Below are 24,588 nucleotides of genomic sequence, written 5' to 3'. Positions count from 1 at the left end.
GGCGAGATGTCGTTAGGACCTTTTTGGCCGGCGCGCTGGATCGCCAGTTACCCCGATATGGGCGCGGCGGTTGAAGGCGTTCTGCCGCGCCTGCCCGGGCAAACCTTGCTTTCAAAAAAGGCACCTGAGTGGAGTACCGGTGTGCAGAAAGCTGCCAGCGGTCGACGCCGGACAACGGCTTACTACCCGGCGCCGCTGTGGTCTTTCCAGCTGAGTTACAACGCCGTGCGCAAGCGCCCCGGGTTGGATGAGTGGTCGAGGCTGATTGAGTTCTTCAATCAGCGCAAAGGGCAATTCGGCGAGTTCCTGTTTTTTGATCGTAGCGATCACCTGGTAACGCTTCAGCGCTTTGGCACCGGGGATGGCACCACGCGAACATTTCAGCTGTCCCGGGAGATAGGCGACTGGGTCGAGCCGGTGTACGGCGTCGTCAATGTGGACATCGTCACTGTCAGTGGTGCTCCTACTTCAGCCTTCACTGTGGATGAGCTGGGGCGCATCACCTTCACGGTGGCCCCGCCCATCAATGCGGCGCTGGTGTGGAGTGGGGCGTTTTATTTTCGCTGTGCTTTCGAGGCCGATTCGCTCGACGGGGCTCAGCCTTATCGCGCGATATGGGAACTCAAAAACATCGCGTTCACGAGTATCAAGCCATGATCGATGCCACACCTGAACTGAAAGCTTTTCTGGCCACGGCGCGTAGTTTCGTCATGGCGGATCTGTACACGATTGCCCTGGCCAGCGGCCAGGTGCTGCGTTACACCGATGCGGGTTTGCAGATTTTTTATGGCGGACAGAACTACTCGGCCAGCGGGCCACTGATCAAGCGCACCGGCGTGCGTGCGGTGCGCGGGATCGAGGTCGACACGTTGAACGTGACCTTTACCGCCGGCATGGACGACACGGTATTTGGCGAGCCCTTGCTGCCATTCATTGCCGGCGGCGGTTTTGACGGGGCCACGCTGAACCTTGTTAGAGCGTTTATGGCGGACTGGCGATCGCCCGTGGTGGGCACGGTCACACGTTTTATCGGGCGTGTCGCCGAGGTGGATCCTGCCGATCGCGAGCAGGCGACGGTGACAGTGAAGTCGCCGATTGAGCTGCTCGATACCAAGGTGCCCCGGGGCGTCTATCAGCCCTCCTGCCTGCGCACGGTGTACAGCGCCGATTGCGGGGTGAATCGCGCACTGTTTGAAACCCTGGGTGTGGTCCAGGGCGGCAGCACGGCCCTGCGCGTGAACTCCAATGTGCCCGCCACTCAGGGTTGGTTCGACCAGGGCGTGATTCGGTTTGTGAACGGTGCCAACGCAGGTGTGACAAGAACTGTACGCAGATTCACTGCCGATGGCGCTGTGACGATGATCCTGGGGCTGCCAGGTGTGCCAGTGGCGGGTGATCAGTTTCTGATTTACCCGGGTTGCCCACGGACGCTGGATGCCTGCACCAACAAATTCGGCAACCGAGCGCGGTACCGGGGTATGCCGTTCATTCCCGTTGCGGAGACATCGGTATGAGCCCGTTTGAAGTGCAGCAGCGTGATGCCGTGATCGCGCAGGCCGAGCGTTGGTTGTGCACGCCGTACCAGCACCGGCAGCACCTGCTGGGTGTTGGTGTTGACTGCGCCTGGTTGTTGATTGAGGTGTATCACGCCGCCGGCTTGATTCCCTCGATTGATCCAGGCGCGTACGCCCAGGACTGGCACCTGCATCGCAGTGAAGAGCGTTATCTGGGCTGGCTGGAGCTGTTCGGTCGGCAGATTGATACGCCACAGCGTGGTGATGTCGCGGTCTGGAAATTCGGCCGGACCTTCAGCCACGGCGCGGTGGTGGTCGATGAGCACCGCATTATTCACGCCTATCGGGACATCGGCGTCGAGTTTGCAGACATGCGCGAGGAGCGGCTTTCCAGCCACACCGTGCGTTATTACACACTTAACCGATATGGAGTCAGCGATGGGGGGCAGCAGTAGTACCATTTCCAACAGTGCGACACGTATCAACGCGCTGCAGATCCAGAGCAGTGCGAGTGGCAAGCCGATCGCCTGGATCGCCGGCCGTAATCGCATCAGCCCTAACCTCATTTATTACAGTGATTTTGAAGCGGTCGCCAAAACCACGACGAAAAAGTCGGGGGGTAAAGGCGGCGGCGGGGCCACCCAAAAAGACACGACCTACACCTACTACGCGGCGATCATTTTGGCCGTCGGGCGAGGCCCGCTGGGTGCGATTCACCGCGTATTTCGTGACAAAGAGGTGTTTTCCTCACTGGCGCAAATTGGCTTGAACTACGCCAATGGCACTCATGATCAGGCGGTGTGGGGTTTTCTTCAAACTCGCCACCCTGCCGAAGCGATTGCCTACGCTGACACGGCCTACGTTTTTTCCAGCAGGTACCTGCTCAACGACAACGCCGGCGTCCAGAATCATACCTTCGAAGTGGACGGGCGTTATCAGGTGCCCGGGCTGCCGGATGCCAACCCGGGCGATTTCCTGCCCGGGTTGTTGCTCGATCCGTTGGACGGAATCGGTTTTACCCCGGCATGGGTCGCGGATATGTCGAACTACCGCAACTATTGCTTGGCGGAAAACTTACTCTTGAGTCCGGTGCTCGACGAACAGGCGCCGGCGAATGAGGCGATCACACGTTGGTTGCAGCTGACCAACAGCGAGATGGTGTGGTCTGCTGGTCAACTCAAGGTGATCCCCTACGGTGATCAGGCTGTTACGGGCAACGGTGTCACGTGGTTTCCGAACATCACGCCGGTGGCGGATCTGACCGATGACGATTTTCTTTCTGAGGACGGTGAGCCTCCGGTTTCGCTCAAGATCAAGAGCCAGGCCGACAGCTACAACGAAGTGTCGCTAGAGATCCTCGACCGCGACCATGAGTACAACACCGACGTAGTGCGTGCGCCTGATCAGGCTGCCATTGAGCAGTTTGGCTCCAAGCCGATGGACACCATCAAAGCGTACGAGATCTGCAATATCGCCATCGGCGCCCATGCGGCGCAGTTGTTGGTGCAGCGTAAGCTGTATGTGCGCAATGAATATGAGTTCTCACTCGGTTGGCAGCATGTGCTCCTCGAACCTATGGACCTGGTGACGATCACTGAGCCTGGCTTGAACCTGCATCAGCGCCTGGTCCGGTTGATTTCGGTTGAGGAGGACGAGCTGGGTAAGTTGGCGATCGTGGCCGAGGATGCGTTGCTGGGCGTCGGCAGCGCACCTAACTATCCGGTGCAGAGCAAAAGCGGTTATCAGGGCAATCAGAACGTTGCCCCTGGTCCTGTCCTGGCGCCCATCATGTTCAACCCACCCGAGAGCTTGCTGCCCGCCGGCACATTGCAGATCTGGGGCGGTGTTGCCGGTGTGGGTGAAGCCTGGGGCGGTTGTGAGATTTGGATCAGCGCCGATGGCGACAGCTACCGGTTAGCGGAGACGATTTACGGCAGGGCGCGCATGGGGCAACTGACAACGACTCTGGCCGCTGGAAGTGACCCCGATACGGTCAACACCTTGTCGGTGCAACTGGCAGCGGCGACGGAGCTGGCCGCCGCCACTACTGCAGAGGCGAACAGTGGCGCCACGCTGTGTTGGGTGGCTGGTGAGTTGCTGAGTTACCGCGACGCGGTGCTCACGGGCGTCGGAGGCTATGAGCTGAGCTATCTGCGACGCGGGCGTCTGAGCACGGCCATCTCCAGTCACTCGGCCGGTTCACCGTTTGTGCGGTTGGATGACGCCGTCTGGAAGTACAGCTACACGTCCGACCAGGTCGGCAAGACTGTCTGGGTCAAGTTCCGCTCCTTTAACGTGTTCGGTCGAGCGCTTGAGGATCTGGCGGATGTCACGGCCTACAGCGTCACGTTATCGCCCGCCCGGGTAGCGCCTGATACCGCGCAAAACCTCGCCCTGGTGGGGGCCTTCGAGGCGCCGTACTTCACCGTCAGCTGGGTGGCCGGAGCTCGTGCCGAGGATCGCTTGGTGCGTGTTCGTCACGCGGGCAGTAATGCCCTCCTGCGAGAGGTGGCGACCACCAGCACGGCATTCACGTACCAACGTGAAGATGCGCTGGTGGATGGCCCGCTCATTCGCAGCTATCGGGTGGAGGTCATCGAGCGCAACGCTGCAGGCCAAGCACAGTTGGTGTCGTTGTTGGTCACCAATACGGCGCCGGCGCCCGTTACGGGAACCGCCGCCACCGTCACTGGCACCACCACCGCGGATGTCAGTTGCGCGGCCAGTGCAGCTGCAGACACGGCGGGCTATGTGTTTGTGTATTCGACAGAGGAGGACTTTGATCCGGCAACCGCAGGAACGGTCGGCTATCAAGGCGTATCACGCACCGGGCAGATCACGGGACTGACGCCAGACACCACATATTACCTCTGCGCTGCAGCGTACGACACATGGAGCAGTGTACGCAGTCAACTCAACTTCGCCCCGGCGATCACCTTCAACACCTGATAGAGACTCATCATGCAACCTATTCAATTCTTTGCCGCAAGGGCTGAAGACGGCGTGCTATTGCCCGGAGCAACGGTGAGTGTGCTTGTCTCCGGGAGTGAGACGTTGGCGCCGCTGTTTTCCGATGCGGCGGCGACCGTGGTTCTAGCCAATCCCATGCATGCCGATGCCAGTGCGCGGGTGTTCTTCTACACCACGGCGGCTCGCATCGATATTCAGATCGGCTATGCGGGGTACCGAGCGCCGCTGCTGCAGGGCATCGGTACCAGTGATCCGGTGGATATGATCAATGCGGAAATTGATCGCCTCAACCGCGATATGGTCGATGGAAAAGTGCATGCCACTGTCGCTGCAGGTCTTCTGGCGACGGTCGACGGCCAGTCTTTTTACGTCGAACCCACCTCGCCAGATATATCGCGCAGTTTGTATGTGCGGGTCAGTGCCACGGAGGCCAGGCACGTCTCCGATGATCCGTCAGTGGGTTACATCGCAGAGATAGACGTGCGCACCTCTGCGGTTGAGAGCGGCACGTTTAACGGCTTGGAGCTGCGGTTTGTTCGACTGGCCGTAGAGTCCGGTTACACCTGGGCGCTGGTCGATTCGGTTGGACGCATGGCGCTGGGGTGCCGGGTGGATGGTTCACTCGTGGGCAAGTTCATGCTGCGCGACGGCACGGTTGATCGCAACACGCTGAAACTCGACCTCGACGGATTCATCGCCAAGGCGTTGGACCCTCAGTCGGGATACGCGTGGGCAGTGATCGATACCCTGGGCCGGATTGGGCTGGCTCTTCGCGTGGACGGGACCGTTACCGGGAAGTTCTTGCTTGGCACCGGTGCCGTACCTCGCAAAGCGCTGGGGGCCGATCTGTCGGGTTTCATTGCCATTCAACTGAGTCCAGAGTCCGGCTATGTCTGGGCTGTCGTCGATGCGGTTGGCCGCATTGCGCTGGGCATCACCACAGCCGGCAAAACGGTGGGTAACTTTGATATTCATATTCCCGATGTGACAGGAATTGAGTACCTCAAGCCGGTGCACGATCTGCTGTGTGTAGGGGATTCCCTCACAGCCAATAGCAGCCAGGTGACCTGGCGGGAGCAACTTGCGCCACTGATCAGTGCGCGGACCATTGTGAATGGCGGCATTGGCGGGCAGACGTCTCGCCAGATCGCCGCGCGTTTCGGTGCTGGTACCGCACTGCTGACCGTCACGGACAACCAGATCCCGGCCTCGGGTTCGGTGACGGTTACAGCTCTGAGCACCTTGCTGCTGTCCACGCCCGCGACCAATTCCGGCACCTACACGTTGCCAGGTACCTTGGGCGGCATCCATGGGACGCTGACGTGCACGCACAGTGAGACAGGGGACTCGTCGGACGTTTATACGTTTGCTCGGGATGCTGCCGGAGACGCCCGATACAGCGCGCCCAAGTCGCCGTTTGTGCCCGACGTGCCCGGTGACGGGTTTTACACCGAAATCATCTGGATGGGCCGCAACAACCTCGACAACATCGAGCAGATCAAGGCTGACATTCGGGCGATGGTGGGGGTGCAGAAAACCGTTGAAAAGCGCTACCTGATCATTACTCCGCCGCTTGGCGGTAACCCGACACCGGGCACGTCGACGGGGGAGGGTGTTGGTACCGCCACCTACAACAATTGTGTCGCGCTGGAGGATTGGGCCACCGCCGAGTACGGCGATCGCGTGATCAAGATCCGCGAGTGGCTCATGCAGTTCAACGACGGCAGCGCCGACGATCTGGACGACGTGGCCAAGGGCGTGGTTCCGCGTTCACTGCGGCTGGACATCATTCACAACACCACGATCAGCAACGGGCATATCGCCCGTCGCATCGCCTACGAAATTAACCGGAGGTCCTGGTAATGGCCGGACAAAAAACTGTACTGGATGGCATCACCTTTACCGATACGACGTTGCCCATTCTGCGTTCCGATGCGTTGCTGAGTGCGGGGTCGCTGTATTTGTTCGACTTGGGGCATAGCTTGGGTGGTGTGAGCGGAGTGCCGGCAGCTGGAGCCTCCATTCCTAACATAGCTTACGCCGAAGCGGCGGCGGTGCTTGGCGCGGGCACCGAGAGCAGCTTAGCGGGGGTGTTCAGCAGTAATGCGGTCGCAGCTGACGCTCTGTTTGAGCGGACGCCCAAGAAGGGCCTGCACGCCATTTACAGCCAGGTGAACAACACGGTGAGTGGTCATGGTTCACAGATCAATGTCGCAACCGCGATCCGCGACTACATCATCGCTAACAAGACTCACCTGTTCTATTTCTCGGTATGGGCGCACCGGACACGTGCAGCACTCGCAACCGGTCACCGGTACATGGAGATCGGTAGCGGCGGCAACTTCCTGGGGTACATGAGTGGTGCCGGAAACACAGGCAAAGCTTCCGGACTTTACAACGTCGTCGGCGGGGCCAACGCCGTGGCTAACCGGTACTCCTCGATGCGAGCGTCCGCAGGTAGCAGTGATACTGTTGTGGCAGCGGCCGGGAGCATTATTTTCGGTAATGGTGGATCTGGTTCGGCGCTGACCAATCAATGCCCCTCGGACATCTTCTATCGCGGCTACTGCGAGGATCTGACCGTGTCGGGACGAACCTATGCGGACGTCGACGCTCTCGACAAAGCGCTATGGGATGCCGCTTTCGCGGCAGGTGGCCGGTTTGCTGGCGACACCTTTACGGCGCCGTCGACCTTCCCATAGTTGGCTAGGTAAACCTCAAGTCCACAGCCACCCGTAATTAGCGGCGGAAGCGGAATTTTTCCCAGCCATTTTTGAATCGGAAAGTTCCTGTATCTCCTGTGAGAACGTAACGGGTTGCTCTGTAGCAAGCAGTAAACCGAGAGAATCCAAAGCGTCTGATTTTTTTATAGACCCAAACCCATCCGTGGCGATTGGTAGTTTTGGCGGGCCTTTGCACCATTTACGCGCTCCTTCGTGGCGAAATTTGGCGCAGATGATAGCGATGTGCCCTAACGCAAAGGCTGTCAATTAATAACGGGGCGGAACTTCTTATCACGATGAGTGTTCTGGCCCCATTCGTTTGAGTGCAGCACCGTCTAAAACGAACTCAACAGAGTTTATTCCACCTCTAATACCCGACGTTGTGCGGGTTTTTTTTCGTCTGGAGAAAAGGCTATGGCACGACTCTCGACCACTCAAGTGGGCAGCCGCAATGCGCTGGCTTTCCTCGATATGCTCGCTTGGTCCGAGGGGACCAGCACATCGCCCGCCACTGCCCTGGATGGCTACGACGTCATCGTGACGGGCATCGACAGAAAGCCTGAGGTCTTCACAGATTTCAGCGATCACCCTTTCGCAAAGGGACGCCGCTCGAAGGTCATCAACAGCAAGGGCCTGACCTCAAACGCCTCGGGCCGGTATCAGCAGATGCTCAAGGACTGGCCGTATTACCGAACGCTGCTGGCCCTACCTGACTTCAGCCCGATCAGCCAGGACCTGCTGGCTTTGCAGCACATCCGCGAATGTCGTGCACTACCGGACGTGCATGCCGGCCGGGTCGAATCCGCGATCGCAAAGTGTCGGAATATTTGGGCAAGCCTGCCTGGTGCAGGGTATGGCCAGCGTGAACACCGGCTTGCCGATTTGATCCAGCAGTACCGCCTGGCGGGTGGAGCACTGTCATGACGGCATTACGGAAAGTGTCCTGGTGCCTGGCCCAAGCCGAGGAGGATCGTCTGTATTTTGAGTGTCCAGGGTGCGGCATAGCTCATGGCATTTCGCACGGCGCAGGGGCTGGTCCAAGGTGGGGGTGGAATGGGAACTTGGACACGCCGACGTTCACGCCGAGCATTCTGGTCCGATACACCTGGTCGGACGGCCCGAGGGTTTGTCATTCGTTCGTGACCGGTGGGCGCATCCAGTTCCTTGATGAATGCACTCACCACTTGGCGGGGCATACCGTCGATCTACCGGATTGGGAGGATGAGCAATGCTAACCGCGCCACAGAAATTGGCGGTCTTGTTGATCGCTATGGCTACTGCGTTCGGCGCGGCCTGGCAGGTGCAAGCGTGGCGTTACACGGGAAAGCTCGCGAGCCAGGCCGCGCTGCAGGCTGACGATCTGAACAATCTGACCCAGGCCGCGCTCCGCCAGCAGCAGACCGAACAGGACAAGCGCCTGGCCACAGAGCAACAACTCGCCGTCTCCGATCAACAGCACACCCGAGAACTGTCCGATGCCAAACGTAATCAGGCTCTATTGCACGACCGCCTTGCTACTGCTGACGTGCGGTTGTCAGTCCTTCTCGACGCCAAGGCCCCAACCAGTGGCTGCAACGTGTCTACCGCCCCCAACACCGTCGGCGTGGTTCATGCAGCCCGTCGAGCCCAACTTGACCCAGCGCATGCTCAACGAATTATCGGGATCACCGATGCCGGCGACCAAGGATTGATCGCCTTGAGGGCGTGTCAGACCTACGCAAAAGAAGTGTCTAAACCGAAGTAAAAGGAGCGGCCGGGTAGGATGCGTCAACATTCAGCACGGCCACCTTTCCCGCAGAGCTCCCCTGCAAGTCCAGCCAAGGCTCCTGCTTCGTGCACAAAGCGAAATGAGCCTAGCACTGTTTATTCATACAGCAAAGGTCTTGCTCTTATGTCTACCCCTATCATCCCTTGGATGGGCGGCAAACGCCGCCTGGCCGATCGTCTTATACCGCTCTTCCCACCTCACGAATGTTACGTCGAAGTCTTTGCCGGCGGCGCCGCGCTCTACTTCATGCGACCTCAGGCCGCGCCGGTTGAAGTTCTGAACGACATTAACGGCGACCTAGTGACGTTGTACCGCGTCGTGCAGAACCACCTGGAAGAATTCGTGCGTCAGTTCAAATGGGCGCTAAGCTCCCGCCAGGTGTTCGAGTGGCAGAAGATGACCCGCCCTGAAACCCTCACCGACATTCAGCGTGCGGCCCGTTTTTTCTATCTGCAGCATCACGCTTTTGCCGGCAAGGTGACGGGGCAGACGTTTGGAACCGCAACCACTGGCCCGGCCATCAACCTGCTGCGGATTGAGGAAAACCTCTCGGCCGCTTGGCAGCGACTTTCCGGCACTTACATCGAAAACCTCCCTTGGCTTGATTGCGCTGAACGGTATGACCGTGCGCATACCTTCCTCTACATGGATCCGCCTTATTGGCAGACGGCAGGCTATGGAGTGGATTTTCCATTTGAGAATTACGAGCGCATGGCTGATTTCATGCGACGTTGCAAAGGGAAGGTGATGGTCAGCATCAACGATCATCCGGACATCCGGCAGGTGTTCGACGGCTTCCACTTCGAGACGCTGGGCATTCGCTACACCACGACCAACCAGCGGCATAGTAAAGCTGGCGTAACTGGAGAGCTGGTGATCATTAACTGGGAGCCTACGGCCCTGAGAGGGTTATTTTGATCACCGCCAAAAAAAAAGTGCAGGCTGCTCTTCAAGGCTGTATGAGCTATGCGAGCTTGGCGGTCAGCGTGATGGGGAGTTACTTTCGGCCAAAAGCTGCTTTTGACAGTTACCAGTTCGCTGCATGAACATAACGGCCTCTATTAGATGAAAAAGGGTATTAATGATATCTGCAGCATCTGAGGCAGTATGATCTCCATAACGCTTAATCCTAAATGTGGCCTTACGTATGTACATAACTGAAATCGAAATCACCGATTTAAGGAGTTTTCGCGGAACTCACTCGGTCTCGCTCGCTCATGCGGACGGCACGTACCCAGGGTGGACCGTTTTTGCGGGCAGGAACGGTGCAGGTAAAAGCACCCTTCTTAAAGCCATTGCCTTGGCTACTATCGGCCCTCTGGCGTCTCGATCGCTCGCAGGAGTATTCACTGATTGGGTACGTAAAGGTGCAGACACTGGGAGAATCGCAGCAAAAATCGCTTTCACTGAGCAGAAGGATACTTTCCAGACCGGGGGGCGAGTAACAAAAACCCCATTTTGGGCCGGTTTGAAATGGAGCCCATCTAGTCATGGGCATGATGTTCTTGAACGATGGATGGAAAAGGAAAGCCAGCCTAGACAAAAAATCCCTGATCGAGGGCCGTGGGCGGACGGGCCATCTGGATGGTTTATTGCGGGATATGGCCCCTATCGTCACCTTGGCCCTCCACCTGCTGATGTAGTTAAATTGAGCGGCGATCCAGTAATCGCGCGGCTAGTCAACCTGTTCAACGAGACTGCTACGCTCTCGGATGCTGTTGACTGGTTAAAACAAGTTCATCTTCGAGCACTAGAGGGTAGGCCGGGGGCAGACCAACTTAAAAATACTGTTTTAGGTGTCTTGGGTGATGGGTTACTTCCAGATGGTAGCTTTATAAGGAAAGTAGACTCAGAAGGACTTTGGATTGAACGTGATGGTGTAACAATGCCGCTGGAACAAGTCAGCGATGGCTATAGAACAGTGGCTGCGTTAGTCGTAGATATTCTCAGAAGACTCCATGAGACATACGGAGAGCTTGATACGTATAGTGCAGACTCTGGAAAGATCGTGTGCGCCCAGCCAGGGGTGATTCTTATTGATGAGATCGATGCCCATTTGCATGTGGCTTGGCAACAGAAAATAGGCTTTTGGCTGACTGAAACTTTTCCAGCAATTCAATTTTTGGTCACGACCCACAGCCCTTTCATATGTCAAGCGGCTAGTAGTAATGGAGTAATAAGATTGCCTGCGCCGGGCGAAGAAAGAGTCATTGACCATATTGATGAGATTACTTGGCGGGCCGTTGTGAATGGTGGTGCTGATGACGCCGTTATGACAGAGTTGTTCGGTTTGGAACACGCCCATTCACATGAAGCGGAGAGCCTACGACGGGAAATGGCATTAATCGAGGCAAAGCTAATGCGTGACGAGGCAGACGCTAAAGAGATAGACCGCTACAACGATATCAAAAGCTCATTGAGCTTGGATCTCGGCGAGTTAGCTGATCGGAAGTTGAGAGCGATCTTGGGAGATCATGATTAATGCGCCGCGTTCAGAGGCTGGCGTTGAGCCCAAAAACTGTGAAAGCTCTAGGAAGAGTCACCGCGAAGGTAGCGGCTGCGGCTAATCCAAAGACCGATGCTGATAATAGGTGGAAGAGAAAGCCCAAGGTTGCCTTCAAAGAAATACGCTCTTCGTTAGAGCGGATGGCTACTGGGCGAAGTCGCTGTATGTATTGTGAAGATAGCATGGGAACCGATATCGATCATTTTTGGCCAAAGTCGGTTTACCCAGATCAGGCATTTGTTTGGGGGAATTATCTTCTCGCGTGCAGCTATTGCAATAGCAACCAGAAGCGCACTCAGTTCCCCCTTGATGTTAATGGTGAGCCTTTACTTATAGATCCGACGAATGAAGATCCTGAGTTGCACTTGAGTTTGATGCCATCAACTGGAGAGTTCTCTATCGTAGGCCCAAAAGGAGGGGAGTCTATAAGGGTTTTCGGCTTAAACGATAATTTATTTCCTCGGCGCCTGCCAAAAGGCAGGAGAGATGCACTGGTTAGTCTCGTTGCTCTGCTTAAAGAATTTGACGTCGAGGTGGGGAATGATCCTGCTAAGGCAATTGAAATTCAGGAGGCTATAAAAGATTTTCCTTTTAGTGTTGTCCTGTCTTATTTGGTTAAGGCATCGGTCACTGCGGCCGGAGTGACGCTTCTTGGTCAGCAGGTAGTTGATATTATTAATCGACATGGTGTGCAACGGTGGCTATAGATATTGAGGCGACAAATCAGTCGATTCAATAACTGGGAACCGGCGGTGTTGGGAGGTTTGTTCTGATTCGATTTTAGGCTGGATTGCTGACGACAACTTGGTTGTCCACGTGTTGTGTGACTGCGTCCGCCTTTCCGATTGTATTTGCGTGATGGAGAAATACGAGGTGGGTCGCCATCTTATACATGACGTCTGTCAGCATTCAGAATACCGCTGGAAACCTCATTGTCGATCTCGATCTGATCCAGAATTTTTCTCTCTGCCGCATTTGGTAATTTGTATTGATAAATCACATCAGTAACTTCTTTGATCTCCGAAATACTTCGCTCAGCGCTAACGGTTGCCTCGACCAATTGCTCCAAGTGAGCCGTAGTCAATTCGAATCTTTCTCTGCATTGGTCAGCATTTATGTCATGAAAAGCTGCGGTGGTTTGAATGAGGGACGAAATGCCGGTCTTGGCATGGGAAACCTTGAGAAGGATTCCAAAAGTAAGGATGCATATCACTGCTAGCAGGGTTGTGATGATTACGAGCAAAATTTCAATCATGGGAGTCCCTTGTCAGTTTTCATGGAAGCTAAATCGCCCCCTAAATAATTTTATTTTGTCCACCATGGAACTTACCTGAGGCGATTCTGAGGCCTACTCGGTAAGCTGATGCCTAGCCGCGACTCGTACCCTTGAGTTTGGCCAAGCCCTGTTTGATATGGCCTGCGTTCTCTCCAATAGCTTCCAGTGCTCCACGGATATTATCACCGACCTCTGAGGAAGCCCTCTGTTCCACCCACAACGTCAGCTCCATTACCGCCGCTTCCAAAGCGAGCTGATTGTCATAGATCCTTTCCAGTATATCGGGTAGTGAGTAATCACCTGACATGGGGTCGACTCCTTTTGAGAAAGACCAAGCATAGCAGCGGCAGTGTAGAAGATGTTTAGGGCAAAATTAGGGCTGATTCAGGGCCGCCATAGACCGCCATGGCGCCATGAATACAGGACGAAAACATCGTATTTTCTGGCCTTAAGCGGTATCCAGAGAAGCAAGAAGGGGTTCGAATCCCTATCCTGAAGAGTGGGCGCAGAAGATCTTATAGATGTTCTGCGGCCATGGGGGAGTTGGGTCTGAACCTCAGCCAGCGTCCAATTAGATAGCTTTTCTAAGTGACAGACGGCACTTCCAGCGTTTCGATTGCCGCAATCTTGATCAGATGCACTTTATCGCCTCCGTCATTCCATACAGATGAATTCAGCCCCCAGAAGAACTCATGAGCGCGCTTGCCCCCCTTCGTCTCATTTTTACGGTTTGTACCGGGACAGGTATTTAGCCATACCACCTCGCCCGCTTTTACCTCGCATGATGGAAAGAAGTAAACATGGCGATGCTTATTGCTAGGCGTACCATCAGAGTTAAACGTTTTATCGCAAACCATGAAGTTTTTCAGATTACAATCTTTGAGCACGCTAAAAACAACGTATTCGCTAGCCGCTGATCCTCGTCCATTTACTTTAGAAATATTAAGTTCCATGTGCACAGCTCCTTGTCTACGTAGGGTGGCCAGAAGCTATCATGGCAGGGCGGATCATCCAAGAGCGTAAGTGCAGGTGAGTCAGTATTTATCACACATCAGCAGGATTTCCTTGCGGAACCGTGAACCAGGGAGATGGGGCTTGCGGTTGTGGGGCAAAAATGGGGCAAACCGTACGCCAATCAACGCCATTCAATGCCTATCATCCGATCGTGAGTGCAGTAGCAATTGCGCCGAACCTCAGTAAAGACGCGGGGTGACGGCTTAGCTAATACGATACTCCAGCACAATCGGGGTGTGGGAGGACAGATCGGACGTGTTTTTACTCATTGGATAATAGGCAAATTCGTTGAAAGGAGTGGGGCAAAGGTGGGGCACTCGGCCCTGCTGATTTTGCAATGGCCGCAAGGTTAACACGCGAGGTCGGCCCTTCGCAGGTCGCAAACGGATAGGTAAAACGCAAAGTGGGATGGCGCATTTGTTTAAATGCGCAACGCTTCTGCAGGGACGTGTCGCTGTTGGCACGCAGCCGAAAATACCTCCCTCAGTACGATGAGGCGATCGCCTTGGCCAGTTGCATGTCGGACATAAGAGGCGAGGCGTAGGTCGAGCGATAGTACCGAGATGCCTGTTCGAACTCAGCACCGCGGATCTCGCCGTCCGAACCGATAAAGGCAAGGGCATCGGTTTTGGACGATGTGAAAAGCTTTGGCGCATCGGTCGTGAGAGCGCTGGCTCCCCCAATCAGGATGGTGGGCACGAACGTCGTGTACATCAGCGCTTTATCGAAAGGGTTGGCGTTTTCTGCGGCCACTGCTGGGGCGCCGATCAATACCATGGCAGCGATTGCCAGAGTCTTCCATGAGTCCATTCTTCGAAGCTTCCATTTCTATAAGAGGGGGGCACGATAGCAGAGCTGGTCACTTTGCAGATATAAGGCGCCGTCGGCACTGGGGCGGGTTGCCATGCTTGACGGGGTGGTTTTTAACGCTGTGCTCTCGACTCATCAGTTCGCCCCATAGAAATGGTTCAGCACTATCAATTCAATCACCGCGACGAAACAGCACAGCACAATGAACCCGGGGCTGAAGACCCGCTTGCGATTAGAGCCCCAGCCGCCCAGCGAACTGAAGTCTGCGCCGTCGGAGATCAACATTAGGAGCGCCAGCACGGCGTATATCCACGCCTTGCCCCAGAAGCTCTGATTTCTCCATTCGGTCATTCGTGGTCTTCCGCATACCGCTTTAAATTGAGGTGAATGGGCGTTGGCGGCAAGGTTAGCACGCAAGGTTGGGGGCTTCGCAGGTCATGAACGGATAGGTAGAACGTAAATAAAAGTGCGGGCGACCCTTTTTGTCCCTTAGCCCATCCTGATCAACGCTTCATTGCGTTGCACTGAGTGCGCAAATCGCTATTGCTGATGTTTTCGCAGCTGGAGCCACTTTGCTGGGCGTTGCAGTAGGCTCGTTGGTCAGAGTCGCTGATGCTGGTGCAACTTGCCGCAAAGGTGTACCCACTGAACATCAACAAAATGGCAAGCACGAGTTTCATTGTTTTCTTCCTTGGCTCGCCAGGAATCAGCCTGGCGCTGTTTGAGCGCATCGCATCAAGTACCGCGGTGATCATGCCAAAATTGACATTATTTTGCCCGGAAGTTCCGCTGATGTGCATGGAATATGCAAATTAGCATTTGCCAACCCCAAAAACTCCCGTCACTATCGCCGCTATGCAAAAACGCAACGTTTCTATCGTCTTAAGAGAACTGCTGGACCGCGACCGGATCTCCCCCACGGAGCTTCACCGGCGTACTGGCGTGCCTCAATCCACGTTGTCCCGGATTCTCAGCGGCAAGATCGTTGATCCGTCGGATAAACACATCTCGCGCATCGCCGAGTACTTCCGCGTCAGCACCGATCAACTGCGCGGGCGCGCGGCGGTGGGGGCTTTGCGCGATGACGGGCGCGACCCGATGCATTCGGAACTCAAGGATATAAGCCTGTGGGACGATGACACCCCCGTTAATGATGACGAGGTGTCGATCCCCTTTCTGCGCGAGGTTGAATTGGCTGCTGGATCAGGAAGATTCGTCATCGAGGAAAGCGAGAAGGCCAGCCTGCGTTTTGGAAAGCGCAGCCTGCGGCATAACGGTGTGCAGTTCGACCAGGCCAAGTGTGTAACGGTGCGCGGCAACAGTATGTTGCCGGTACTGCGCGACGGCGCGACGGTCGGCGTAAATGCTGGCAAAAGTGGCATCGGCGACATCGTCGATGGCGACTTGTATGCCATCAATCACAATGGCCAGCTGCGGGTTAAACAGCTCTATCGCCTGCCTTCCGGGATTCGCCTGCGCAGTTTCAATCGCGATGAACACCCGGATGAGGACTACAGCTTCCAGGATATCCAGGATGAGCAGATCAGCATCCTTGGGCATGTGTTCTGGTGGGGTATGTACGCCCGTTGACCTCCTTGCGTAAGAGAGAGCCCGCCATCGAGCGGGCTTTTTTTCGTCTGTAGAAAATCGCCAAACCCTTTGCCTGCAAGGTCGAAAATGCATTTGTGCATGAGTTGGCTGAAAATAAATGCACCAGTGCATTGACTGTATATGCATACATGCATATCCTTCATCTCAAGCCAGCCAATAAGGTGGTGGAGGCGGCAAGGATGCTGCCAAGGAAGACAAGGAAGGCACGCAACATCGGCAGGGACGCCATCAGAGCGATGGCAGGGACGCCAGCCAACACCGGCAAGGATGCCGACGCTCTTTAGTGACACCGCTTCAGCAACAGGCAGCGATGAACCGGCCTTAACGGTTCAGAGGGTTGGCAACTGACCCGGGTGTGCAGCGTAAAGCACCAGAAGCAGTTATCCGGCAGACAGGGATCGTGGTCGGAAAAACATCGAGGAAAGATCCGTACCGCGCCAGTAGCGCCGAAAGATCGAAGCTGGACCGCATTACTGAAAAGCCTGGGCAACCGGGCTTTTTGGAATGCCTACCTATACATGGATTTACCCAAAAGCCGGTGTTTGCCGGCGTTACTCAGCCAGGAGGCGTGACATGACAAACGAGCAGCAAGCGTTAGCGGAAATGCCTATCTGGCTGGTGATCGCACTGGCGCTGATTGGCGGTGTATCCGGCGAAATGTGGCGCGCCGACAAGGAGGGCGCCCGCGGTTGGTCGCTGGTCCGGCGCCTGGCCCTGCGGTCTGGGGCGTGCATGGTCTGCGGGGTCTCGGCATTGATGCTGTGCTACGCCGCCGGCATGTCGATCTGGACCGCCGGCGCCATTGGTTGCCTGACGGCCATGGCCGGCGCGGACGTCGCCATCGGCCTTTATGAACGCTGGGCGGCCAAGCGCATCGGGGTCAACGAAGCGCCCACATCCCGCTCGGATCAGCAGTAACTGCTGCAAGGACGCAACTGATGACACTTATCGAAAAACCCTCCCAACTGCCTGTAGCCATTGAGGGGGCGCTGAAGCGTGCCTTCCCGCAACTGCAGGTAGGCAACCACCAGGACGTTGGCGGCGCCGGGGATCACACCGGCGTGCTGATCAGCGTGGAACGCAACGGCCCCGGCGTGCGTTCCCGCGAAGGGCGCAAGGCGCATGCCTTGTCGGTATCACTCAGGGTTACGGTCGCCAGCGCGGCGGCGCCTTTTGACGCGTGTGACCTGGCCAGCCAATTGATGGACCTGGCCCTGGATAACCGCTGGGGCCTGCCGTCGGACCAGTGCGATTTACCCACGGCTGTCGTCGCGGCGCCCTCTGGGCTCGCCAGCGCCGAAACGGACTACGACACCTGGACCGTGTCTTTCACCCAAACCCTCTATCTCGGCCCGTCATTGATCGAGGATCCCACCGGCACACCGCTGTTTGCCCGCACCTGGGAAGTCTCGGACATCGACGATCCGGATCAATATCGGCCCCTGCAGGAGTAGTCCATGTTCGACGCATTGTTACGCATGCAATTGGGGCCGATTGTCGAGCGCCTGGCGGAAATGGAAGCCCAGCTCGAAGACCTGTATCGACGCGCGGACAGTTTCTGCCGCATTGGCGTGTGCCAGGAGGTCGACGCCGCCAGCAATACCTGCAAGGTCAGCCATGGTGAGTTGCTTACCCCGGCGATTCGGTTCTTCAACCCCAGCGCCGGTGCGCAGACCGAAACCCGTATTCCGTCGGTGGGCGAGCAATGCCTGTTGCTTAACTACGGCGGCGGGGAAGGGGGCACGCAGTCGGTGGCGCTGTTCGGGCTGAACAGCAGTCTGTTTCCTCCCGTGTCCAGCGTCGCCTCGCTGACCCGGCGGCGCCATCAGGATGGCACCCAAAGCGACTACGACGATGCCAGTCACACCTTCAACTGGATTAACGGCCCAACCACGTTCAGCGGATCCCGCGAACAGGTCGACGTCAAGGTCGGCGCTGCCAGCCTGACCCTGAGTGCCCAGGGCATCACCCTGCAACTCGGCGCCACCGGCCTCACGCTGGATGCCGTCGGCGTGCATTTGAGCGGCCCGCTGGTGGATCACCAGGGCCGCGTGATCAGCCGCGCATAAGGATTTGCCATGATCGGAATCGATAGGAACACCGGGGCAGCCGTGGATGACTGGCTGCAATTCGTACAGCGTGCCACCCGAGCGCTGACCACCCCCTTGGGCACTCGCCAGAAGCGCCCGTTGTACGGCTCGATGATCCCGCAACTGCTCGGCCAGAACCTTGGCGATGACCTGTTGATCCTCGCCCAAAGCCACGCGGCGCAAGCGTTCTACAACCGCCAGAACGGCATTGCCGACTTCCAGCCCCAGGTCATCGTCGCCACCCGCCAGGGCGCCGGGTTATTGCTGCGTTTTGCCGGCACCTGGAAAAACCGCCAACAATCCTTCGAGGTCGTGACATGAGCATGCTGATCCCAGGCCAGAACCAATTGGCGGAGCCGGCGATTATCGCGGTCGATGAGTTCGAACCGCTGCTGGCGGAGTTCAAGGCGTTTGTCGTCGACTACGTCGCCACCCGCGCGCCGCAAAGCGCGGCCAGACTCAAGGTCAGCCTCGACAACGAGAGCGAGCTGCTGACCCTGGCCCTGGAAGCTTTTTGCGTACGCCTGCAAACCCACGAACGCAAATACAACGCCCGCATCAAGCAGATGCTGGCGTGGTGGGCCACCGGCAGCAACCTGGATGCACGCCTGGCCGATATGGGCCTGGAGCGCCAAGTGCTCGACCCCGGCGACCCGGCGGCTTTCCCACCGGTGCCACCCACCCTGGAAAGCGACGACGACGCGCGCTTGCGCTATTACCTGGCGCCTCACGCGCCGGCGGCGGGTTCGCGGATGCAGTATCGCCGCGAAGTCTTCACCCTCGGCGAGCGGCCGTCGGTCAAGGTGCAAAGCGCCACACCGGGCGTGGTGACCGTCAGCTACACCTTCGATCCGGACGGCTACGCGGCCCGGGTCAAGGATGGCAACGGACGGCGCACGGCGCCTGGCGAAGTGATGGTCACCGTGCTTTCAAGGGAAGGAGACGGCACGCCGTCCGCCGATTTGCTTGACGGCGTGCGTCGACATTTCGCACGGCCCGATGTACGGCCTGAGACCGACCTGGTCACCGTCCAAGGCGCACAAATCCTGCCGTACAAAATTCGCGTGGTGGCCAGGATCAACGCCGGTCCGGATTCCGGACTCACCCAAGTCGCCGCGCAGAAATTGCTGCAAGGCTATGCAGCGTCCTGCCATCGCCTGGAAGGACGGGTGGATCCGAGCTGGATCGACTATTCCATCCACAGCGCAGGTGCCGCGCAGCTGCAGATCCTTGAGCCGCTCGCGCCGATTGTTGCGACGGCCTTTCAGGCGCCTTATTGCTCCGGCGTTGAAGTGGAGGTGCGCACGCTATGAGTGAGCGCAAACCGAGCCTATTGCCCACGAACAGTTCGCCGTTGGAAAAAGCCTTGGATCAAGGTTTCGGTCAGCTACTTGAGCGGATCACCCCACCATTTCCCGAACTGATGGATCCAACGCAAACCCCAGCAGATTTTTTGCCGTACCTGGCGGCTGATCGCGGGGTTAACGAGTGGAGTTCTAGCGCTGCCGAGGCTGAAAAACGCGCAACGGTACAGCTTGCCTGGCCGACGGCCCGACAGGCAGGCACCCGCAAGGCGCTGGAGAACGCAGCCAAAGGCTTGCAACTGATCCCCGAGGTGCGGGCCTGGTACGAACAAACACCGCGAGGCAAACCCTACAGCTTTTCTCTGCGGGCCTATTCCGAGCTGCCCTACAGCGAAGAGATCGATGAACGCCTTGATCGACGCCTGGCGGACGCCAAAAGCGAGCGCGACATTTTCACCGTCACGGTCGGCTTGAGTGCGTTTGGCCGCCATTCCATTGGCGCCGCGACTGTCTGTGGTGAGCTGACCACTATCTATCCGATTGTTATCGAGGGGCTTGAAGCTTCCGGCATGGCCTTTGTGGCGGCCGGGTTCTACAGCGTCGAAACCGCCACTATCTATCCAAAGGGGTCCTAAATGGCCGACTTTTATACCCTGCTGACCAATACAGGGATTGCTTATGAAACTGCCTGCAAAGCGGCTGGCGTCCCGATCAAACTTGCGCAAATTTCGGTCGGCGACGGCAATGGTGCCGTCTACAACCCCGATGCCACCGCAAAAGCACTGAAACGTGAAGTGTGGCGCGGGCCGCTGAATGCGCTGTTTCAGGATGAGAAAAATCCGAGCTGGTTGCTGGCTGAGGTGACGATTCCACCAGAGGTCGGTGGTTGGTATGTGCGCGAGGCCGGTCTTTGGACGGACACCGGGATTCTTTATGCGATCGTTAAGTATCCGGAGTCGTTCAAACCGGTGTTAGCTACATCTGGATCGGGGAAAGAGTTTTATATTCGGTCAATTTTCGAGACCAGTAATGCGTCGCTTGTGACGTTGTTGATTGATGACACGGTCGTCAAGGCAACGCGGGCTTGGGTGACGGGCTATGTGGCGGATGAGTTGGCGAAACTTGATGCCAAGCAGTCGGTGCGTGTAGCAACCACGGCCAATATCACCTTGAGTGCAGCGCAAACGATTGATGGTGTTGCTGTTGTTGTGGGTGATCGGGTTCTTGTTAAAAATCAGACAGCCGCGAAAGATAACGGGGTTTATGTTGTGGCGAATGCGGCGTGGGGGCGGGCTCAAGACGCTGACTCGAACGCTAAGGTGACATCGGCGATGACGGTATCGGTTGAGCAGGGGGCTATGTTTGCCGATACGATCTGGCAGTTGGTTACGGATGGGGCGATCATCCTGGGAACCACGCCATTAGCTTTTCAGAACGTCACTCAAGGATTTGCACCGCTTAACTCACCCGCATTTAAGGGGGCCGCGACGGCAGAGTCGGCACCACGCTTCGATAACTCTTCGTTGTTGGCTACGACTGAGTGGGCGCGTCGCTTGGGTAAACAGTATTCAGGAAGTACTGCGTTAAATAATAGCGGTTCGATTCTTGCCGCTTCGGTCGGCCAAATGACCGTTTTGTTTGGCGACATAGCAAGTACTATAAATCTCCCTGTCTCATCAGATCTGCCTAATGGGGCGACGGTCACGATAATCTGTTACAACACCGCGTCGGCGCAAATAACTAGGGCCGGGACTGACCTTATATACGGTGCAGATCCAGGGCAGTCGGTTAGTGCGAAAAATATACGAATGATTTATGGGGATATTCTTGAACTGACGTTGCTGAATAATGCTGCTGGTGCGGGAGCATGGTACGTAGGTGGCGGTAACATGTACGCTAGCGTGGCAGTCCCGCAGTTTGATCGCAGCCAGCGGCTCGCGTCCACCAAGTTCGTTCGAAGTGCATTGGGTAGCTTTTCAGGTGCGTCAGCACCCTCTGGAGCAACAACTCTGACAGCATCTGATACGGGGTCTATTTTTACCTTTGGGGGCGCCGGCTCCTATACCGTAACGCTGCCGGCAACGAGTTCTGTGGTTAATGGTGCATCGATGCTATTGCAAAATGTGGCGTCTTCACCAGTTACGATTTCGAGGCAAAGCACTGATAATTTGGTTTTAGGCGTTTCACAGTCTGAGAGTGTTTTACTGGGTCAGGGTGAATTCGTGGTGGCCACCGCAAGTGGCGTGAACTGGGTGTTGACCGGCTCGGCCACTCTGAAAAATACGCGTTCTTTTTCTGCGCTTTTGGGGGACAGTGGTTATCAGAGACTACCGAGTGGTCTAATTATTCAATGGGGGTCGGCGAGCATTGCGGGAACTGCAGTGTCGGCCGTAATTACACTGCCAATTGCATTTCCGAATGCTTTTTTAAGAGTGGTGTCGTCAGACTCTGGTCAAACCTGTTATCCAACAGGCATCGGAAGTGGTAGTTTGTCTACCGTAATACTTTATGCGGCGCCCTATATTGTTTCTTCTGGGGTGATTGCTGCTAAAAACGCAGTTGCCGTAGTTCACTGGATTGCTATTGGGTATTAAGGAGAGTTTAATGTTTGCCTCGAAATCTACTCGCGGTTTTTATGATCCTTCTATTAACTCGTCGATGCCCGATGACGTTTTTAAGATCTCTCCAGCGTTCCATGCCGAACTGCTGAAGGGGCAGTCAGAAGGCAAGATAATTAATTGGGAGAGTGATGGTTTCCCGGCGTTGGTCGCCCCACCGCTGCCAAGTGATGAAGAGTTGGCCGGTATTGAGCGAGTTTGGCGCGATCAATGCCTATCCGATACGGACGGCGTAGTAACGCGCCATCGCGATGAGCTGGAAGGCGAAGTGAAAACTACGCTCAGCACTAACCAGTACACCGAGTTGCAGGCCTACCGTCGCGCCTTGCGCAATTGGCCAGAGGCTGGCGAGTTTCCCTTGAGCGAGCACCGCCCCCCGGCGCCGATCTGGCTCTCAACGCTACTCCAATAAATGCCCCGCTCTGACGGGGCGTTTTCTTTTCTGGCTTTCACTTTTCTATAACCCAACAAAAAACCGCCCTGCGGTTTTTTTATGCCTGGAGATCCACCTATGGCCACCCGCCAAACCTACACCGTCCTCATCCCATTCCCAACCGGAGGTGGCCATTGGTCCGCCGTCGGCGAGGAACTGGACCTGCTGGACGTGGAAGCATCCGCCCTGCGCACCGCTGGCCGCCTGGAACTGACCAGCGTCCTCAACGCCACCCCGGCCAAAAAGGCCACTACCAAGAAGGCTGACTAACCATGGCTGAGGTTCTGAACTTCGAGCACAACGGCATCACCGTCAATGCCACTGAATCCCCCGAGGCCATGGGTGGCCTCGGCGATAACGTGATCGGCCTGGTCGGCACCGCGCCGAATGCCCATGCGTCGATCCCGAAAAACGCGCCATTCCGTATCAACAGTTTCACCACCCAGGCGCTGCTGGACCCTACCGGTGCGGAGTCTGGCACGCTGTTCCACGCGGTCTACCAGATCCTCAAAGTGGTCAAGGTGCCGGTCTACGTGGTGATCGTGGAAGAGGGCGCCACCCCGGCGGACACCCTCAACAATGTAATCGGCGGCAACGAGCCGGTCACCGGTCGCAAGCTGGGCCTGGCGGCACTGGCCAGCGTGCCGGAAGACCTGACCATTATCGGCGCCCCAGGCTTCACCGGTACCAAGGCTGTGGCGGGTGAGTTCGCGGCCTTCGGCAAGCGCATCAAGGCCCGTGTGGTGCTGGATGGCAAGGACGCGGCGGTGGCCGACCAGGTGACCTACAGCGGCGAACTGGGCGGTGCCGAGCTTGGTTTCGACCGTTGCCTGCTGGTGCACAACATGCCGTCGGTGTACTCCAAGGCGGCGAAGAAAAACGTGTTCCTTGCGCCGTCGTCCCTGGCGATCGCTGCGCTGGCCAAGGTCAAGCAATGGGAAAGCCCGGGTAACCAGGTGACGTTCGCCGAGGACGTTTCCCGCGTGGTCGAGTACAACATCCTCGACACCTCCACCGAAGGCGACCTGCTCAACCGTTACGGCGTGAGCTACTACGCCCGCACCATCCTCGGCGGTTTCTCGCTGTTAGGTAATCGCTCCATCACCGGCAAGTTCATCAGCTACGTCGGCCTGGAAGATGCCATCAGCCGCAAGCTGGTCAAGGCGGGCCAGAAAGCCATGGCCAAGAACCTCACCAAGTCCTTCATGGACCAGGAGGTCAAGCGCATCAACGACTGGCTGCAAACCCTGGTCGCCGACGAAACCATTCCCGGCGGCAGCGTGTACCTGCACCCGGAGCTCAACAGTGTCGAGAAGTACAAGAATGGCACCTGGTTCATCGTCATCGATTACGGCCGCTATGCGCCGAACGAACACATGATTTATCAACTCAACGCCCGCGATGAAATCATCGAGCAGTTCCTGGAGGACGTTCTCTAATGTTTACCAACCGAGTCAGACAGGCCATTGCGGCCACCCTTCAAGGCCTGCCGTTGTCCGCGACGGTTGAGGAATTCACTCCGCCGAAGATTGAATTCGACATGGAATCCATGTCCGGCGGGCGCTTTATTGCCGAGGAAATGGCCAAGAGCGGCAAGGTGCTAAATGCCATCCTGATGCTGCAAGGTGCCGGCCCGGAAGTCATGCTGGCCCTGGGGGTACGCCTGGGTGATGACATCCTGCTGAACGTGCGGGAAGCCGGGCAGGATCAGGACGGCAAGACCTACTTCACCTATCACACGGTCGGCGGCAAGCTGAAATCCCTGGTCGAAGCCAAGTTGAAGATGGGCGACAAGGCTCTCACCACGCTTGAGCTGTCCTGCCGCACTTACAACCGCCTGGAAAACGGCATCCCGGTCATCGACATCGACGTGCGCACCCAGAAGTTCGTGCTCAATGGTGTAGACATCCTCGGCGATGCCCGCCGCGCGGTGCTGATGCCGTAACTCCCC

Annotated in this window: 30 protein-coding genes; 25 read left to right on the top strand and 5 right to left on the bottom strand. The window is 56.9% G+C overall.

Features of this window, described 5'->3' with window-relative positions:
• Nucleotides 1–6 precede the first annotated feature (6 nt).
• The 12 genes from FX984_RS24630 to FX984_RS24575 all read left to right on the top strand — a co-directional run bounded on the left by FX984_RS24630 (nt 7) and on the right by FX984_RS24575 (nt 12,188).
• Nucleotides 7–657, top strand: a complete 651-nt coding sequence (locus FX984_RS24630) for a DUF2460 domain-containing protein (protein ID WP_122758621.1) — start codon at nt 7–9, stop codon at nt 655–657.
• On the top strand, nt 654–1,514 hold the full coding sequence (locus FX984_RS24625; protein ID WP_190329706.1) for a DUF2163 domain-containing protein: 861 nt from the start codon (nt 654–656) through the stop codon (nt 1,512–1,514). Before FX984_RS24630 ends, FX984_RS24625 begins: the two co-directional genes overlap by 4 nt.
• Nucleotides 1,511–1,969, top strand: coding sequence for an NlpC/P60 family protein (locus FX984_RS32540; RefSeq protein ID WP_190329705.1), 459 nt, complete (start codon nt 1,511–1,513; stop codon nt 1,967–1,969). The genes FX984_RS24625 and FX984_RS32540 overlap by 4 nt, the downstream gene beginning before the upstream one ends.
• Nucleotides 1,953–4,463, top strand: a complete 2,511-nt coding sequence (locus FX984_RS24620; RefSeq protein ID WP_190329704.1) for a phage tail protein — start codon at nt 1,953–1,955, stop codon at nt 4,461–4,463. Before FX984_RS32540 ends, FX984_RS24620 begins: the two co-directional genes overlap by 17 nt.
• A gap of 12 nt (nt 4,464–4,475) precedes the next feature.
• A complete protein-coding gene (locus FX984_RS24615) occupies nt 4,476–6,347 on the top strand; it encodes an SGNH/GDSL hydrolase family protein (RefSeq protein WP_154905371.1) in 1,872 nt (623 codons plus the stop codon).
• On the top strand, nt 6,347–7,186 hold the full coding sequence (locus FX984_RS24610; RefSeq protein ID WP_154905370.1) for a hypothetical protein: 840 nt from the start codon (nt 6,347–6,349) through the stop codon (nt 7,184–7,186). The genes FX984_RS24615 and FX984_RS24610 overlap by 1 nt, the downstream gene beginning before the upstream one ends.
• Before the next feature lie 435 nt (nt 7,187–7,621).
• A complete protein-coding gene (locus FX984_RS24600) occupies nt 7,622–8,131 on the top strand; it encodes a glycoside hydrolase family 24 protein (RefSeq protein WP_154905369.1) in 510 nt (169 codons plus the stop codon).
• Entirely contained in the window at nt 8,128–8,442 is a 315-nt protein-coding gene (locus FX984_RS32810) for a ubiquitination-like system serine protease family protein (protein WP_154905368.1), read from the top strand. The genes FX984_RS24600 and FX984_RS32810 overlap by 4 nt, the downstream gene beginning before the upstream one ends.
• The gene (locus FX984_RS24590) at nt 8,436–8,951 is read left to right on the top strand and encodes a lysis system spanin subunit (RefSeq protein ID WP_154905367.1); all 516 of its coding nucleotides are present in this window, start codon (nt 8,436–8,438) and stop codon (nt 8,949–8,951) included. The genes FX984_RS32810 and FX984_RS24590 overlap by 7 nt, the downstream gene beginning before the upstream one ends.
• Before the next feature lie 147 nt (nt 8,952–9,098).
• Nucleotides 9,099–9,893, top strand: a complete 795-nt coding sequence (locus FX984_RS24585) for a DNA adenine methylase (protein WP_154905366.1) — start codon at nt 9,099–9,101, stop codon at nt 9,891–9,893.
• A gap of 229 nt (nt 9,894–10,122) precedes the next feature.
• Nucleotides 10,123–11,457 carry an AAA family ATPase gene (locus FX984_RS24580; RefSeq protein ID WP_126588342.1) on the top strand — a complete coding sequence of 445 codons (1,335 nt, stop codon included), beginning with the start codon at nt 10,123–10,125 and terminating at the stop codon, nt 11,455–11,457.
• Nucleotides 11,457–12,188, top strand: a complete 732-nt coding sequence (locus FX984_RS24575) for an HNH endonuclease family protein (protein WP_221768728.1) — start codon at nt 11,457–11,459, stop codon at nt 12,186–12,188. The genes FX984_RS24580 and FX984_RS24575 overlap by 1 nt, the downstream gene beginning before the upstream one ends.
• 179 nt (nt 12,189–12,367) lie before the next feature.
• On the opposite strand, the gene FX984_RS24570 is transcribed toward FX984_RS24575, so the two are convergent.
• From FX984_RS24570 to FX984_RS24550, 5 genes are all read right to left on the bottom strand, one after another.
• On the bottom strand, nt 12,368–12,736 hold the full coding sequence (locus FX984_RS24570; protein ID WP_154905365.1) for a hypothetical protein: 369 nt from the start codon (nt 12,734–12,736) through the stop codon (nt 12,368–12,370).
• A 112-nt stretch (nt 12,737–12,848) separates the two neighbouring features.
• The gene (locus FX984_RS24565) at nt 12,849–13,064 is read right to left on the bottom strand and encodes a hypothetical protein (protein WP_126588339.1); all 216 of its coding nucleotides are present in this window, start codon (nt 13,062–13,064) and stop codon (nt 12,849–12,851) included.
• Between the two features lie 277 nt (nt 13,065–13,341).
• The gene (locus FX984_RS24560) at nt 13,342–13,710 is read right to left on the bottom strand and encodes a hypothetical protein (RefSeq protein WP_126588338.1); all 369 of its coding nucleotides are present in this window, start codon (nt 13,708–13,710) and stop codon (nt 13,342–13,344) included.
• Nucleotides 13,711–14,254: 544 nt separating this feature from the next.
• A complete protein-coding gene (locus FX984_RS24555) occupies nt 14,255–14,581 on the bottom strand; it encodes a DUF2388 domain-containing protein (RefSeq protein ID WP_146475866.1) in 327 nt (108 codons plus the stop codon).
• 135 nt (nt 14,582–14,716) lie between these two features.
• Nucleotides 14,717–14,932, bottom strand: coding sequence for a hypothetical protein (locus tag FX984_RS24550; protein WP_027604571.1), 216 nt, complete (start codon nt 14,930–14,932; stop codon nt 14,717–14,719).
• Between the two features lie 261 nt (nt 14,933–15,193).
• Here FX984_RS24550 and FX984_RS32535 point away from each other — a divergent pair, with 261 nt between their 5' ends.
• The 13 genes from FX984_RS32535 (at nt 15,194) to FX984_RS24480 (ending at nt 24,582) form a co-directional block, all read left to right on the top strand.
• On the top strand, nt 15,194–15,397 hold the full coding sequence (locus tag FX984_RS32535; protein ID WP_186511823.1) for a hypothetical protein: 204 nt from the start codon (nt 15,194–15,196) through the stop codon (nt 15,395–15,397).
• A gap of 30 nt (nt 15,398–15,427) precedes the next feature.
• The gene (locus tag FX984_RS24540; RefSeq protein WP_169899530.1) at nt 15,428–16,171 is read left to right on the top strand and encodes a LexA family transcriptional regulator; all 744 of its coding nucleotides are present in this window, start codon (nt 15,428–15,430) and stop codon (nt 16,169–16,171) included.
• 594 nt (nt 16,172–16,765) lie between these two features.
• The gene (locus FX984_RS24530; protein ID WP_027604569.1) at nt 16,766–17,110 is read left to right on the top strand and encodes a phage holin family protein; all 345 of its coding nucleotides are present in this window, start codon (nt 16,766–16,768) and stop codon (nt 17,108–17,110) included.
• A 20-nt stretch (nt 17,111–17,130) separates the two neighbouring features.
• Nucleotides 17,131–17,646: an ATP-binding protein gene (locus FX984_RS24525; RefSeq protein WP_027604568.1), complete on the top strand. Its 516-nt coding sequence runs from the start codon at nt 17,131–17,133 to the stop codon at nt 17,644–17,646.
• A gap of 3 nt (nt 17,647–17,649) precedes the next feature.
• A complete protein-coding gene (locus tag FX984_RS24520; RefSeq protein WP_027604567.1) occupies nt 17,650–18,261 on the top strand; it encodes a phage baseplate assembly protein V in 612 nt (203 codons plus the stop codon).
• 9 nt (nt 18,262–18,270) lie between these two features.
• Nucleotides 18,271–18,603 carry a phage baseplate protein gene (locus FX984_RS24515; RefSeq protein ID WP_065938705.1) on the top strand — a complete coding sequence of 111 codons (333 nt, stop codon included), beginning with the start codon at nt 18,271–18,273 and terminating at the stop codon, nt 18,601–18,603.
• Nucleotides 18,600–19,595: a baseplate J/gp47 family protein gene (locus FX984_RS24510; protein WP_146475862.1), complete on the top strand. Its 996-nt coding sequence runs from the start codon at nt 18,600–18,602 to the stop codon at nt 19,593–19,595. The genes FX984_RS24515 and FX984_RS24510 overlap by 4 nt, the downstream gene beginning before the upstream one ends.
• A complete protein-coding gene (locus tag FX984_RS24505; RefSeq protein ID WP_146475860.1) occupies nt 19,592–20,221 on the top strand; it encodes a phage tail protein I in 630 nt (209 codons plus the stop codon). The genes FX984_RS24510 and FX984_RS24505 overlap by 4 nt, the downstream gene beginning before the upstream one ends.
• Nucleotides 20,222–22,180, top strand: a complete 1,959-nt coding sequence (locus FX984_RS24500) for a phage tail-collar fiber domain-containing protein (protein ID WP_146475858.1) — start codon at nt 20,222–20,224, stop codon at nt 22,178–22,180.
• A 10-nt stretch (nt 22,181–22,190) separates the two neighbouring features.
• Complete coding sequence (locus FX984_RS24495; protein ID WP_146475856.1) at nt 22,191–22,616, top strand: tail fiber assembly protein; 426 nt, start codon at nt 22,191–22,193, stop codon at nt 22,614–22,616.
• Nucleotides 22,617–22,715: 99 nt separating this feature from the next.
• The gene (locus tag FX984_RS24490) at nt 22,716–22,907 is read left to right on the top strand and encodes a hypothetical protein (protein ID WP_146475854.1); all 192 of its coding nucleotides are present in this window, start codon (nt 22,716–22,718) and stop codon (nt 22,905–22,907) included.
• A 2-nt stretch (nt 22,908–22,909) separates the two neighbouring features.
• The gene (locus tag FX984_RS24485; RefSeq protein ID WP_027604560.1) at nt 22,910–24,076 is read left to right on the top strand and encodes a phage tail sheath protein; all 1,167 of its coding nucleotides are present in this window, start codon (nt 22,910–22,912) and stop codon (nt 24,074–24,076) included.
• Nucleotides 24,076–24,582 (top strand): phage major tail tube protein, encoded by a 507-nt coding sequence (locus tag FX984_RS24480; RefSeq protein WP_146475851.1) that lies wholly within the window; start codon nt 24,076–24,078, stop codon nt 24,580–24,582. The genes FX984_RS24485 and FX984_RS24480 overlap by 1 nt, the downstream gene beginning before the upstream one ends.
• Nucleotides 24,583–24,588 lie beyond the last annotated feature (6 nt).

It is taken from the genome of Pseudomonas marginalis (assembly GCF_008692035.1).
GTDB classification, from domain to species: Bacteria; Pseudomonadota; Gammaproteobacteria; order Pseudomonadales; family Pseudomonadaceae; genus Aquipseudomonas; species Aquipseudomonas marginalis.
This window is presented reverse-complemented; position numbering and strand designations above follow the sequence as displayed.